At 69.7% G+C, this 12,241-nt stretch carries 14 protein-coding genes and 3 tRNA genes; 14 read left to right on the plus strand and 3 right to left on the minus strand.

Features of this window, described 5'->3' with window-relative positions; translation table 11 throughout:
* Positions 1 to 94: 94 nt before the first annotated feature.
* On the minus strand, positions 95 to 1,363 hold the full coding sequence (locus V2J85_RS31495) for an amidohydrolase family protein (RefSeq protein WP_261957035.1): 1,269 nt from the start codon (positions 1,361 to 1,363) through the stop codon (positions 95 to 97).
* A 182-nt stretch (positions 1,364 to 1,545) separates the two neighbouring features.
* Between V2J85_RS31495 and V2J85_RS31500 the strand changes: the two genes are divergently transcribed.
* The 6 genes from V2J85_RS31500 (at position 1,546) to V2J85_RS31525 (ending at position 4,096) form a co-directional block, all read left to right on the plus strand.
* Positions 1,546 to 1,618 (plus strand) — tRNA-Thr (locus V2J85_RS31500).
* A 46-nt stretch (positions 1,619 to 1,664) separates the two neighbouring features.
* Positions 1,665 to 1,737, plus strand: a tRNA-Met gene (locus V2J85_RS31505).
* Between the two features lie 88 nt (positions 1,738 to 1,825).
* Positions 1,826 to 1,990 carry a 50S ribosomal protein L33 gene (gene rpmG / locus V2J85_RS31510; RefSeq protein ID WP_006604855.1) on the plus strand — a complete coding sequence of 55 codons (165 nt, stop codon included), beginning with the start codon at positions 1,826 to 1,828 and terminating at the stop codon, positions 1,988 to 1,990.
* Positions 1,991 to 2,074: 84 nt separating this feature from the next.
* Entirely contained in the window at positions 2,075 to 2,527 is a 453-nt protein-coding gene (locus V2J85_RS31515) for a MaoC family dehydratase N-terminal domain-containing protein (protein ID WP_330823499.1), read from the plus strand.
* Position 2,528: 1 nt separating this feature from the next.
* Positions 2,529 to 2,963 (plus strand): MaoC family dehydratase, encoded by a 435-nt coding sequence (locus V2J85_RS31520; RefSeq protein ID WP_030803088.1) that lies wholly within the window; start codon positions 2,529 to 2,531, stop codon positions 2,961 to 2,963.
* Between the two features lie 68 nt (positions 2,964 to 3,031).
* Positions 3,032 to 4,096 carry a UDP-N-acetylmuramate dehydrogenase gene (locus tag V2J85_RS31525; RefSeq protein ID WP_261957037.1) on the plus strand — a complete coding sequence of 355 codons (1,065 nt, stop codon included), beginning with the start codon at positions 3,032 to 3,034 and terminating at the stop codon, positions 4,094 to 4,096.
* 79 nt (positions 4,097 to 4,175) lie between these two features.
* Here the strand turns inward: V2J85_RS31525 and V2J85_RS31530 are convergent, their stop codons facing one another.
* Complete coding sequence (locus V2J85_RS31530) at positions 4,176 to 5,252, minus strand: adenosine deaminase (protein ID WP_261957038.1); 1,077 nt, start codon at positions 5,250 to 5,252, stop codon at positions 4,176 to 4,178.
* A gap of 129 nt (positions 5,253 to 5,381) precedes the next feature.
* Entirely contained in the window at positions 5,382 to 6,617 is a 1,236-nt protein-coding gene (locus V2J85_RS31535) for a pyridoxal phosphate-dependent aminotransferase (RefSeq protein ID WP_261957039.1), read from the minus strand.
* A gap of 183 nt (positions 6,618 to 6,800) precedes the next feature.
* Between V2J85_RS31535 and V2J85_RS31540 the strand changes: the two genes are divergently transcribed.
* The 8 genes from V2J85_RS31540 (at position 6,801) to rplL (ending at position 11,989) form a co-directional block, all read left to right on the plus strand.
* A tRNA-Trp gene (locus V2J85_RS31540) sits at positions 6,801 to 6,873 on the plus strand.
* Between the two features lie 106 nt (positions 6,874 to 6,979).
* On the plus strand, positions 6,980 to 7,276 hold the full coding sequence (gene secE / locus V2J85_RS31545) for a preprotein translocase subunit SecE (RefSeq protein WP_030412997.1): 297 nt from the start codon (positions 6,980 to 6,982) through the stop codon (positions 7,274 to 7,276).
* A gap of 72 nt (positions 7,277 to 7,348) precedes the next feature.
* Positions 7,349 to 8,224: a transcription termination/antitermination protein NusG gene (nusG, locus tag V2J85_RS31550; protein ID WP_330823503.1), complete on the plus strand. Its 876-nt coding sequence runs from the start codon at positions 7,349 to 7,351 to the stop codon at positions 8,222 to 8,224.
* 194 nt (positions 8,225 to 8,418) lie between these two features.
* Positions 8,419 to 8,853, plus strand: a complete 435-nt coding sequence (gene rplK / locus V2J85_RS31555) for a 50S ribosomal protein L11 (RefSeq protein ID WP_030412999.1) — start codon at positions 8,419 to 8,421, stop codon at positions 8,851 to 8,853.
* 82 nt (positions 8,854 to 8,935) lie between these two features.
* Complete coding sequence (gene rplA, locus V2J85_RS31560; protein ID WP_201803183.1) at positions 8,936 to 9,652, plus strand: 50S ribosomal protein L1; 717 nt, start codon at positions 8,936 to 8,938, stop codon at positions 9,650 to 9,652.
* 145 nt (positions 9,653 to 9,797) lie between these two features.
* Positions 9,798 to 10,643: an SCO4651 family lipoprotein gene (locus V2J85_RS31565; protein WP_330823506.1), complete on the plus strand. Its 846-nt coding sequence runs from the start codon at positions 9,798 to 9,800 to the stop codon at positions 10,641 to 10,643.
* A gap of 305 nt (positions 10,644 to 10,948) precedes the next feature.
* Positions 10,949 to 11,476 (plus strand): 50S ribosomal protein L10, encoded by a 528-nt coding sequence (gene rplJ, locus V2J85_RS31570; protein ID WP_261957041.1) that lies wholly within the window; start codon positions 10,949 to 10,951, stop codon positions 11,474 to 11,476.
* 126 nt (positions 11,477 to 11,602) lie between these two features.
* On the plus strand, positions 11,603 to 11,989 hold the full coding sequence (rplL, locus tag V2J85_RS31575) for a 50S ribosomal protein L7/L12 (RefSeq protein ID WP_261957042.1): 387 nt from the start codon (positions 11,603 to 11,605) through the stop codon (positions 11,987 to 11,989).
* Positions 11,990 to 12,241: the final 252 nt, after the last annotated feature.

Below are 12,241 nucleotides of genomic sequence, written 5' to 3' on the forward strand. Positions count from 1 at the left end.
ACCGTACGCCGAAGGGCCGCCGGGGTGCGGGGGACCCGGCCGGGGGAGCGGCGCTTCTCACCGCGTTCTCACCGGGGGCGGACCGGCCCCGGCGTCAGCGCTGCGACTGCCGGGGGAGTTCCAGCGCCACCTCGGCCGCCGAGTCGCAGTACTCGCGCACCGCGCTGGTACGGGCCACCACCCGCCCCCGGTGGATCACGATCCGGCTGTACGCCAGCGAGAGCACCCCCGCGATCCGCTCGCCGCGCACCGCCAGCAGCTCCGCCGGGAAGCCCGCCTCGACCCGTACCTCGGGCAGCCCCAGCGTGGTCCGCGCCGCCGAACTCACCGTCTCGTACGCCGCCTCCGGCGTCGCCTCCCCGAGGGACGCCAGCAGGTACGCGGCCTCCAACGGGTCGCCGCGCCCCACCGGGTTCGCCACGTCCCGCAGCGCCCCGCTGCCCGCCGCCACCCGCACCCCGGCCGCCCGCAGCAGCCGCACCGGAGCCGGCCGCGACACCCGCGAGCCGTACCGCTCCAGGCCGGTGCAGTCGCCCTGCGGCAGACAGACCACGGTGACGTCGGCGGCGGCCAGTTGCTCGGCGACCCGCGAGGCCACGCTGCGCGGCATCCGGGCCATCCCGGCGCACGGGCCCAGCGCGACGCCGGACCGCAGCCCGCCGGACATCGCCGCGAACCGGGCCAGCCGCGCCGGGTCGTCACCGTCCGTGTGCAGGTCCACCGGGCAGCCGTGCTCCCCGGCCAGCTCCAGGACCGTCTCGACGTACCCGGCCGGATCGGGGTCCAGGTCCGGGCAGCCGCCGATGACCGAGGCGCCCATCTTGACGGCGTCCCGCAGCATCGCCAGCCCGTCGGCCCCGGCGAGCCCCGTCAGCACCCGCGGCACCGCCACCGCCGCCAGGTCCGCCAGCCCGCGCAGCGACCGGCGGGCCTGCAGCACCGCCTCCAGCGAGCGCAGGCCCGGCACGTCGCCGATCCTGACGTGGCTCCGGGACGCGGTGGCCCCGTGCCCCAGCTGGAGCAGCGCGGCCTCCGTGGTGCGCCGCTGGACGTCCTCCGGGGAGCCGGAGGCCGGGCCGTCGGAGTCCGCCGTCAGGGCGGTGTCGCAGTGCGCGTGCGGCTCGGCGGGGGCGGGCAGCAGCAGATAGCCGGCGAGGTCGACGCGGGCCCCCTGGGGGGCGAGGCTGCCGGCCGTGCCCACGGCCTCGATGCGTCCGCCGCCGAGCCGTACGTCCACGGTGCGGCCGTCGGCGAGCCGGGCGCCGCACAGCACCAGCGCGCCGCCGTCCGACCTGGTGTACCGGCCGGGTCCGCCGGGCTTTCCCGGCTGGGGGTGCGGCTGCGGCGAACTGCTGTCGGACATCGCGCTCCTCGAAGCCACGGGCGTGCAAGATCACGCAGCGTTGACCCGAGCGTAGGGCGCCGCCGGGAGAGCTTCGCGCAGGCGCGAAATAGTCGTACCGGTGTGGTGCGCGGGGCCGTTGGGACGCGGGGCGGATACGGATTTCACGTTTGGCGGCGGGCCGTGTAATGTCTTCATCGCTCGCCCCAATAGCTCAGTCGGCAGAGCGTCTCCATGGTAAGGAGAAGGTCTACGGTTCGATTCCGTATTGGGGCTCTGATGTGTGAGGTTCCCGCCTTCGGGCGGGTGCCCCTCGCATCGCAGCGGTGTAGCTCAGTCGGTAGAGCAAGCGGCTCATAATCGCTGTGTCACCGGTTCAAGTCCGGTCACCGCTACTGACAGTAGCCGATTGTGGGGTCGGTCCTTCGATCGGCTACTCTTTTCTGCGTTCATCCGTCCATCCGTCCGTCAAGGAGCACTCACGTGGCTGCCACCGACGTCCGCCCGAAGATCACGCTGGCCTGCGTGGAGTGCAAGGAGCGGAACTACATCACCAAGAAGAACCGGCGCAACGACCCGGACCGTCTTGAGATGAAGAAGCACTGCCCGCGCTGCAACTCGCACACCGCGCATCGCGAGACGCGATAACACAGGCTCGTCCGTGAGGCCGTCCCCATTCCTGGGGGCGGCCTCACGGCGTTATCACCATCAGTACACGGAGGTTGCGAGCCCATGGCGCTCGACCAGTCTTTTGTCGGACGCACGTACCCGCCCACCGACCCCTATGAGGTCGGCCGGGAAAAGATCCGCGAATTCGCCGAGGCGATCGGGGACCCCAACCCCGCCTACACCGACGCGGATGCCGCCAAGGCGCTCGGGTATCCCGACGTGATCGCACCGCCGACTTTTGTGTTCGCGATCACTTTCAAGGCCGCGGGGTTGGTCATCGAGGACCCGCAACTCGGCCTGGATTACAGCCGGGTGGTGCACGGCGACCAGAAGTTCGCCTACACCCGGCCGGTGCGCAGCGGCGACCGGCTGGCCGTCACCTCCACCATCGAGGCGATCAAGACCATGGCGGGCAACGACATCATCGACATCCGCGGCGAGGTGCACGACGAGACGGGCGCACACGTCGTGACCGCCTTCACCAAGCTGGTGGCCCGGCGCACCGAGGAGGCCTGAGATGACCGCGAAGATCTCTTACGACGACGTCGAGGTCGGCACCGAACTCCCGGCGCAGACCTTCCCCGTGAACCGCGCCACACTCGTCCGCTACGCGGGCGCCTCCGGCGACTTCAACCCGATCCACTGGAACGAGAAGTTCGCCAAGGAGGTCGGCCTGCCCGACGTCATCGCCCACGGCATGTTCACCATGGCCGAGGCGATCCGGGTGGTCACCGACTGGGCCGGCGACCCCGGCGCGGTCGCCGAATACGGCGTGCGCTTCACCAAGCCCGTCATCGTCCCCAACGACGACCAGGGCGCGCTGATCGAGGTCAGCGCCAAGGTCGCGGCCAAGCTCGACGACGACGCCCGCACGGTCCGGGTCGACCTCACCGCGATGAGCGCGGGCCAGAAGGTGCTGGGCATGTCCCGTGCGGTCGTCCGCCTGGCCTGAGCCCGCCGGAGAGCGCAGCCGGGGGCGGCCGGACGGGATGGTCCGACCGCCCCCGTACCCTTGTGCGCGTGCAGGAACGCCACGGACAAGAAAACGCCCCGCTCGCCCCGCTGACCACCTTCCGGCTCGGCGGACCGGCGAACCGCCTCGTCACGGCCACCACCGACGACGAGGTGATCGCCGCCGTCCGCGCGGCCGACGACGCCGGCACGCCACTGCTGATCATCGGCGGCGGCAGCAACCTCGTCATCAGCGACAAGGGCTTCGACGGCACGGCCCTGCTCATCGCCACCACCGGCTTCGAACTGGACGGCACCGCCCTCACCCTCGCCGCGGGCGAGAACTGGTCCGACGCGGTCGCCCGCACGGTCGAGGCCGGGCTGGCCGGCGTCGAGTGCCTGGCCGGCATCCCCGGCTCGGCCGGCGCCACCCCGGTGCAGAACGTCGGCGCGTACGGCCAGGAGGTCGCCACCACGATCACCGAGGTCGTCGCCTACGACCGCCGCTCCGGCGAGACCGTCACCCTCAGCAACGAGGAGTGCGGCTTCGCCTACCGCGACAGCCGCTTCAAGCAGCACCCCGACCGCTTCGTGGTCCTGCGGGTCCGCTTCGCCCTGGAGGACGCCGGCGGCCGCTCCGCGCCCCTGAAGTACGCCGAGACCGCCCGCGCCCTCGGCGTCGAGGTCGGCGACCGGGTCCCGCTGGACATCGCCCGCAAGACCGTCCTGGCGCTGCGCGCCGGCAAGGGCATGGTGCTGGACCCCGACGACCACGACACCTGGTCGGCCGGGTCGTTCTTCACCAACCCGATCCTCACCGAGGCCGAGCACGCCGCCTTCCTGGAGCGCGTCCGGGACCGCCTCGGCCCCGACACCGCCCCGCCCGCCTTCCCGGCCGGCGACGGCCTGGTGAAGACCTCCGCGGCCTGGCTCATCGACCGCGCCGGCTTCACCAAGGGCTACGGCAGCGGCCCGGCACGCATCTCGACCAAGCACACCCTCGCGCTCACCAACCGCGGCGAGGCCACCACCGAGGACCTCCTCGCCCTGGCCCGCGAGGTCCGGGACGGCGTCCACGCGGCCTTCGGCATCACCCTCGTCAACGAACCCGTGACGGTCGGCGTCAGCCTCTAGACGGGCCGCCAGGGCGCCGTGACGGGCCGCTGAGGCCCTGCGACGGCGCCGCTGAGCCCCTACGACGCCCGTCGGCGCCCTACCCGGCCAGCCAGGCGTCGATCTCCGCCAGCAGCCGCCGCCGCTCGTCCTCGGGGGCGCACGAGCCGCGGACGGACTGCCGGGCCAGCTCGGCCAGCTCCGCATCGCTGAAGTCGTGCGCGGTGCGGGCGAGCTCGTACTGCGCGGCCAGCCGCGAGCCGAACAGCAGCGGGTCGTCCGCGCCCAGCGCCATCGGCACCCCGGCGTCGAAGAGCGTCCGCAGCGGTACGTCCTCGGGCTTCTCGTAGACGCCCAGCGCCACGTTGGAGGCCGGGCACACCTCGCAGGTCACCTGGCGCTCGGCCAGCCGGCGCAGCAGCGCGGGATCCTCCGCGGCCCGTACGCCGTGCCCCACCCGGCCGGCGTGCAGATCGTCCAGGCAGTCCCGGACGCTGGCCGGCCCGGACAGCTCACCGCCGTGCGGCGCCGCCAGCAGACCGCCCTCCCGGGCGATCGCGAAGGCCCGGTCGAAGTCCCGGGCGAAACCCCGGCGTTCGTCGTTGGAGAGCCCGAAACCGATCACGCCCCGGTCCGCGTAGCGCACCGCCAGCCGCGCCAGCGTCCGGGCGTCCAGCGGGTGCTTCATGCGGTTCGCCGCGATCAGCACGCGGATCCCGAGGCCGGTGTCCCGGGAGGCGGTGCGCACCGCGTCCAGGATGATCTCCATGGCCGGGATCAGCCCGCCCAGCCGGGGCGCGTACGAGGTCGGGTCGACCTGGATCTCCAGCCAGCGCGAGCCGTCCCGGACGTCCTCCTCGGCGGCCTCGTGCACCAGCCGCTGGATGTCCTCGGGCGCGCGCAGGCACGAGCGCGCGATGTCGTACAGCCGCTGGAAACGGAACCAGCCCCGCTCGTCCGTGGCCCGCAGCTGGGGCGGCTCACCGCTGCGCAGGGCCTCGGGCAGATGGACGCCGTACTTGTCGGCGAGGTCCAGCAGGGTCGCGGACCGCATCGAACCGGTGAAGTGCAGGTGCAGATGGGCCTTCGGCAGCCGGCGCAGGTCCCGGGCGGCGGCACCGTCGCGGGCAGGAGTGCACGGGGGGTTCGGGGTGTGTCCCGCTGAAAACTGCTCCATCTGAGGATCTTGCCGTATCAGGGCGGCACGCCGATAGGCCCTTTCCCGAAGGGGTGTCCGGAAGAACGCGCGAGCGGGCGGCCGGAACGCGTCCGGCCGCCCGCTTCACCCACCGAAACCGGTGTGCGGCTACTTCGCCTCCGCCAGCAGCTTCTGGATCCGGGACACGCCCTCGACCAGGTCCTCGTCGCCCAGCGCGTAGGAAAGCCGCAGGTAGCCGGGGGTGCCGAAGGCCTCACCCGGGACGACGGCGACCTCCGCCTCCTCCAGGATCAGCTCGGCCAGCTCCACGCTGCTCTGCGGGCGCTTGCCGCGGATCTCCTTGCCGAGCAGCTCCTTCACCGACGGGTACGCGTAGAACGCGCCCTCGGGCTCCGGGCACAGCACGCCGTCGATCTCGTTGAGCATCCGCACGATCGTCTTGCGGCGCCGGTCGAAGGCGACCTTCATCTCCTCGACGGCCGTCAGATCGCCGGAGACGGCCGCGATGGCCGCCGCCTGCGCGACGTTGGAGACGTTGGAGGTGGCGTGCGACTGGAGGTTCGTCGCGGCCTTGATGACGTCCTTGGGGCCGATCGCCCAGCCCACCCGCCAGCCGGTCATCGCGTACGTCTTGGCCACGCCGTTGACGATGATGCACTTGTCGCGCAGCTCGGGCACGACCACCGGCAGCGACGCGAACTGCGCGTCGCCGTAGACCAGGTGCTCGTAGATCTCGTCGGTGAGGACCCACAGGCCGTGCTCGGCGGCCCAGCGGCCGACCGCCTCGATCTGCTCGCGGGAGTAGACCGCACCGGTCGGGTTCGACGGCGAGACGAACAGCAGCACCTTCGTGCGCTCCGTGAGGGCCGCCTCCAGCTGCTCGACGGTCACGCGGTAGCCGGTGGTCTCGTCCGCGACCACGTCGACCGGCACACCGCCCGCCAGCCGGATCGACTCCGGGTAGGTGGTCCAGTACGGAGCGGGCACGATGACCTCGTCGCCCGGGTCGAGGATCGCCGCGAACGCCTCGTAGATCGCCTGCTTGCCGCCGTTCGTCACCAGGACGTTCGCCGCCTCGATCTCGTAGCCCGAGTCGCGCAGCGTCTTCGCCACGATCGCGGACTTCAGCTCGGGGAGGCCGCCGGCCGGGGTGTAGCGGTGGAACTTCGGGTTGCGGCAGGCCTCCACGGCCGCCTCGACGATGTAGTCGGGCGTGGGGAAGTCGGGCTCACCGGCGCCGAAGCCGATCACCGGGCGTCCGGCGGCCTTGAGGGCCTTCGCCTTGGCGTCGACGGCGAGGGTCGCGGACTCGGAGATCGAACCGACGCGGGCCGAGACCCGGCGGTCGGCGGGGGACGAAACGGAAGGGTTCGCAGCGCTCATACATGCATCGTTGCAGACCTCCGCCGGGCCCGGTACGCGGGTTTGCGGCCACCACCCGGAGGGATCGTGTTCGACGCCCGGCCCGGAAGCACGTACACTCGCTGACCGTTGGCCCTCAACAGGCAGGCGCGGCGAACGCACTTAGTGCAGTCGCCCGTATGCGGTAGGTTGGGGGAACCACAAAGGGTCGTAGCTCAATTGGTAGAGCACTGGTCTCCAAAACCAGCGGTTGGGGGTTCAAGTCCCTCCGGCCCTGCTACACGCACTCTCACCGCAGTGCGTGCACGTGTACGTATGAAATGCACCGCCGTGCGGCAGGGCAGGGCGCGGCACGGCCACGAACCGGATTCAGGTGAGGACGAGTGACGGACGCCCTGGGCTCCATCGACATGCCTGAGCGCGGTCGCTCCGAGGACGAGGCCGCCGAGTCCCAGAAGAAGCCCCGGCGCGGCGGCAAGCGCGGCAAGAAGGGTCCCTTCGCGCGTCTTGCGCTTTTCTACCGCCAGGTCATCGCGGAGCTCCGCAAGGTCGTCTGGCCCACGCGCAGCCAGCTGTCGACGTACACCAGTGTGGTGATCGTCTTCGTTGTCATCATCATCGGTCTCGTAACCGTGATTGACTTGGGAATCAACCGAGTCGTCGGGTACGTCTTCGGCTGATCCCGCGGAGGGCGCCTGCGCGGGCGCCATTTCGCATGTTCAACCCCTTGAAGCCAGGAAGAAGCAGCCACCGTGTCTGACCCGAACCTGAACGACGCCGCCGAATCCGCCGAGACGGCAGCGGCCGACGTTGACGCGGCTGCCTCGGCCGAGGTCGAGGGCGACGACACCGCGCAGGAGATCGTCGAGGGCGCCGACACCGTCGACGAGCTCGACGCCGAGGAAGCCGCCGCCAGCGAGCCCGCCGAAGAGGCCGCGGTGCACGTCGAGGAGGACGCCGAGGCCACCGCCGAGGTCGCCGAGGACGAGCTGGCCGAGGAGCAGGAGCCGGTCGACCCGGTGGCCGCCCTCCGCGACGAACTGCGCGGTCTGCCCGGTGAGTGGTACGTCATCCACACCTACGCGGGCTACGAGAACCGCGTGAAGACCAACCTCGAGCAGCGCGCCGTCTCGCTGAACGTCGAGGACTACATCTTCCAGGCCGAGGTGCCGCAGGAAGAGGTCGTCCAGATCAAGAACGGCGACCGCCGTACCGTCCGCCAGAACAAGCTCCCGGGCTACGTGCTCGTGCGCATGGACCTGACGAACGAGTCCTGGGGCGTGGTCCGCAACACCCCCGGCGTCACCGGCTTCGTCGGCAACGCCTACGACCCCTACCCGCTGACGCTGGACGAGATCGTCAAGATGCTCGCGCCGGAGGCCGAGGAGAAGGCCGCCAAGGAGGCCGCCGCGGCCGAGGGCAAGCCGGCCCCGTCCCGCAAGGTCGAGGTCCAGGTGCTGGACTTCGAGGTGGGCGACTCCGTCACGGTCACCGACGGCCCGTTCGCGACCCTCCAGGCGACGATCAACGAGATCAACGCCGACTCGAAGAAGGTCAAGGGCCTGGTCGAGATCTTCGGCCGGGAGACCCCGGTCGAGCTGTCCTTCGACCAGATCCAGAAGAACTGATCGAGTTCCCCTGATCCGGGAGGGCCGTACGGCCTTTCCGGACCACCAGCCACCGGCCAGGTCAGACGGGCGCAGCCTGTCTGACCTGTCGGTTTTTGGCCGCGCGACCATACCCGTTATCGTTGTGCGGTATGCCTCCATCCGGATGACCGGATGGATCGGCGAAACACCTCTCACTAGGACCCGGAGAGAGCATGCCTCCCAAGAAGAAGAAGGTCACGGGGCTCATCAAGCTCCAGATCCAGGCCGGTGCCGCTAACCCGGCTCCGCCGGTCGGCCCCGCGCTGGGTCAGCACGGCGTCAACATCATGGAGTTCTGCAAGGCCTACAACGCCGCGACCGAGTCGCAGCGTGGCATGGTCGTGCCGGTGGAGATCACGGTCTACGAGGACCGTTCCTTCACCTTCGTCACCAAGACCCCCCCGGCCGCCAAGCTCATCCTGAAGGCCGCGGGCGTGGAGAAGGGCTCCGGCGAGCCGCACAAGACCAAGGTCGCCAAGATCACCCGCGACCAGGTCCGTGACATCGCCACCACCAAGATGCCCGACCTGAACGCCAACGACCTGGACGCCGCCGAGAAGATCATCGCCGGCACCGCCCGTTCCATGGGCATCACGGTCGAGGGCTGATCCCAGCCCCCTCTTGGCACCCCGTGGCAGGACCAGGCGCTGGTCCGGACCACGACTCCATCCCACTGCATCAGGAGCAGAAGTGAAGCGCAGCAAGACTCTTCGCAACGCGGACGCGAAGATCGACCGGGAGCGTCTGTACGCCCCGCTCGAGGCCGTCCGTCTCGCCAAGGACACCACGTCCGTCAAGTTCGACGCGACCGTCGAGGTCGCCATGCGTCTGGGCGTCGACCCGCGCAAGGCCGACCAGATGGTCCGTGGCACCGTGAACCTCCCGCACGGCACCGGTAAGACCGCCCGGGTCCTGGTCTTCGCGACCGGTGACCGTGCTGCGGCCGCGGAAGCCGCCGGCGCCGACATCGTCGGCTCGGACGAACTGATCGACGAGGTCTCCAAGGGCCGTCTGGACTTCGACGCCGTCGTCGCCACCCCGGACCTGATGGGCAAGGTCGGCCGCCTCGGCCGCGTGCTCGGTCCCCGTGGTCTGATGCCGAACCCGAAGACCGGCACGGTCACCCCGGACGTCGCGAAGGCCGTCACCGACATCAAGGGCGGCAAGATCGAGTTCCGCGTGGACAAGCACGCGAACCTCCACTTCATCATCGGCAAGGTCTCCTTCGACGAGACCAAGCTGGTGGAGAACTACGCCGCGGCCCTTGAGGAGATCACCCGCCTCAAGCCGTCCGCCGCCAAGGGCCGGTACATCAAGAAGACCACCATCACCACCACGATGGGCCCCGGCATCCCGGTGGACAGCAACCGCACCCGCAACCTCCTCGTCGAGGACGAGGCCGTCTGATCTCCCTGATCGACGCCTCGTAGCGCGCGTAACGCCTCAGGCCCCGTTCTCCCGCACGGAGAGCGGGGCCTGACGCATGCGGTGTCACCCCTCTGGTCTAAAGTCCTCCCGACGCCCAGTAAGGGATATCCAAAGGGGGAGCCCAGTGCGCAGCACGCGTATGACCGCCGTGGTGGCGGGAGTTGTCATGATGGCCGGCCTGACCGCCTGTAACGGTGGCAAGAGCGACAACGCCGGCGGCAGCGGCGGCGGATCGGGCTCCGGCCAGTCCCCGCTCCAGGTCGCGCTGGCGTCGCTGAAGACGGCCGCGCAGCAGACGGACGGCAAGAAGTCCGCCGAGGTCGATGGCACGCTCAAGAACGCCACCTCCACCCAGTCGATGAAGGGTGCGATGGACTGGTCCCAGGGCATGCGGATGAACCTCGACATCAAGCAGTCCGCGGGGATGATGGCCGGCCGGCCCACGAAGGCGGTGTACACGTCGGACGCGATGTACATGAACATGGGCACGCCGGTGGGCGGCAAGTCCTGGATCAAGTACGGCTACGACGCCCTGGCCAAGAAGATGGGCCCGGCCGGCGCCCTGATCAAGGACCAGATGAACAACAACAACCCCACCCGGGCGATGGAGCTGCTGATCGCCTCCGGCAAGGTCAAGGCGGTCGGCAAGGAGGACGTCCGCGGCGTCCAGGCCAGCCACTACACCGGCACCCTCTCGATCTCCGAGCTGACCCGCATGCAGTCGAAGAACGTCAGCGAGACGGACATGAAGGCGCTGGAGCAGCAGCTCAAGACGTCCGGTGCCGGCCAGGAGTCCATCGACCTGTGGATCGGCCCGGACAACCTGCTGGTCAAGAAGCGTGAGCAGCTGGTCGGCGGCAAGGTTCCGTACGACTCGACGGTCTTCTACTCCAACTACGGCACCAAGGTCACCGACCAGACGCCGCCCGCCGGTGACACGGTGGACTTCGACAAGGTCGGCAAGCCGTAAGTGAGCCGCTGAACGGCGGGCAGGGGGCGTGGCCGGCGCCCCCTGTCGGCCGATTTGCCTGACGCGGGTCGCTCCCGTACCGTATGCGGGAAGCCAAAGACCGCTGGTTGTCGCTGCGCGTCCGAACCCGGGCGTGTGGAGGCCGAAGGATCCGCTAGCTGCGGACGACCTGCGCAGGTGACTGAGGAAGAAAGCTCCCGGGCGTCAGCCTGGTCGAGTTCTCGCCCCGTGCGCCTGCGCCGGGGCGTTTGTTTTGCCCAGCCCCTTCTGCGCGGTCCTCATCACCCGGAAGGAGGCCGAGGCTCATGGCGACGTCCGACAAGATCGCAGCCGTTGAGGAGATCACGCAGAAGCTGCGTGACTCCAACGCAGCTGTTGTGACCTCTTACACCGGACTGACTGTGGCGCAGCTCAAGGAGCTGCGTCGTTCTCTCGGCGAGAACGCTCAGTACCGTGTGGTGAAGAACACGCTGACCAAGATCGCGGCCAATGAGGCCGGGATTCAGCTGGACGAGCACCTCAGTGGCTCGACGGCTGTCGCCTTTGTGACCGGTGACCCGGTCGAGGCGGCGAAGGGTCTTCGTGACTTCGCCAAGGACAACCCCGCTCTCGTCATCAAGGGCGGTGTCCTTGAAGGCAAGGCGCTGTCCGCCGACGAGATCAAGAAGCTTGCGGACCTCGAGTCCCGCGAGGTTCTGCTCAGCAAGCTGGCCGGTGCCATGAAGGGCAAGCAGTCGCAGGCTGCCGCGCTCTTCCAGGCGCTGCCGTCGAAGTTCGTCCGCACCGCGGAAGCGCTTCGCGCCAAGCAGGCCGAGCAGGGCGGTGCCGAGTAATTCGGCTCGCACATTGGCACCCCGCGCCCAGGTACGCCTAGGCCGGGAGGCCACAGCGGGCCCGAACGTACGCCCGCCTCACATGTACATCCGGCACCAGCCGAATTAGTGGAAGGACCGCCCATCATGGCGAAGCTCAGCCAGGAAGACCTGCTCGCGCAGTTCGAGGAGATGACCCTCATCGAGCTCTCCGAGTTCGTGAAGGCGTTCGAGGAGAAGTTCGACGTCACCGCTGCCGCCCCGGCCGCCGTCGTCGCCGCCGGTGCCCCGGGTGCCCCGGCCGCCGCCGCCGAGGAGGAGAAGGACGAGTTCGACGTCATCCTCACCGGTGCCGGCGACAAGAAGATCCAGGTCATCAAGGTCGTGCGTGAGCTGACCTCCCTGGGCCTGAAGGAGGCCAAGGACCTCGTCGACGGCACCCCGAAGCCGGTCCTCGAGAAGGTCGCCAAGGACGCCGCCGACAAGGCTGCCGAGGCCCTCAAGGGCGCCGGTGCCTCCGTCGAGGTCAAGTGACCCCACTGAGTCTCCGACTCACGTCCGTGTCACCTGAGGTGTAACGGACACCCAGCCAAGGGCGATCACCCATGCGGGTGGTCGCCCTTCGGCGTGCTCGCCCGGGCTGCGTTGTCTCCGGCCGGAGTGCGAGTATGGTGATCTTCGTTGCCCGGACGTGCTCCCATGTGACGATCTCGCAGAGGTGGGGGGCCTTGACGAACCGGACGCGGCGCGCAATTCTCGGGACGCGACGCTGAAGCGATCCAGGGT

This window comes from Streptomyces bugieae, from assembly GCF_036352915.1.
Lineage (GTDB): Bacteria > Actinomycetota > Actinomycetes > Streptomycetales > Streptomycetaceae > Streptomyces > Streptomyces endophytica.

Coding starts and splice junctions, on each gene's coding strand:
- V2J85_RS31495 (WP_261957035.1), bottom strand. CDS start 1,363: ATGTCCGACAGCAGTTCGCCGCAGCCGCACCCCCAGCCGGGAAAGCCC.
- V2J85_RS31515 (WP_330823499.1), top strand. CDS start 2,075: ATGGCGCTCGACCAGTCTTTTGTCGGACGCACGTACCCGCCCACCGAC.
- V2J85_RS31520 (WP_030803088.1), top strand. CDS start 2,529: ATGACCGCGAAGATCTCTTACGACGACGTCGAGGTCGGCACCGAACTC.
- V2J85_RS31530 (WP_261957038.1), bottom strand. CDS start 5,252: ATGGAGCAGTTTTCAGCGGGACACACCCCGAACCCCCCGTGCACTCCT.
- V2J85_RS31535 (WP_261957039.1), bottom strand. CDS start 6,617: ATGAGCGCTGCGAACCCTTCCGTTTCGTCCCCCGCCGACCGCCGGGTC.
- rplK (WP_030412999.1), top strand. CDS start 8,419: ATGCCTCCCAAGAAGAAGAAGGTCACGGGGCTCATCAAGCTCCAGATC.
- rplJ (WP_261957041.1), top strand. CDS start 10,949: ATGGCGACGTCCGACAAGATCGCAGCCGTTGAGGAGATCACGCAGAAG.
- rplL (WP_261957042.1), top strand. CDS start 11,603: ATGGCGAAGCTCAGCCAGGAAGACCTGCTCGCGCAGTTCGAGGAGATG.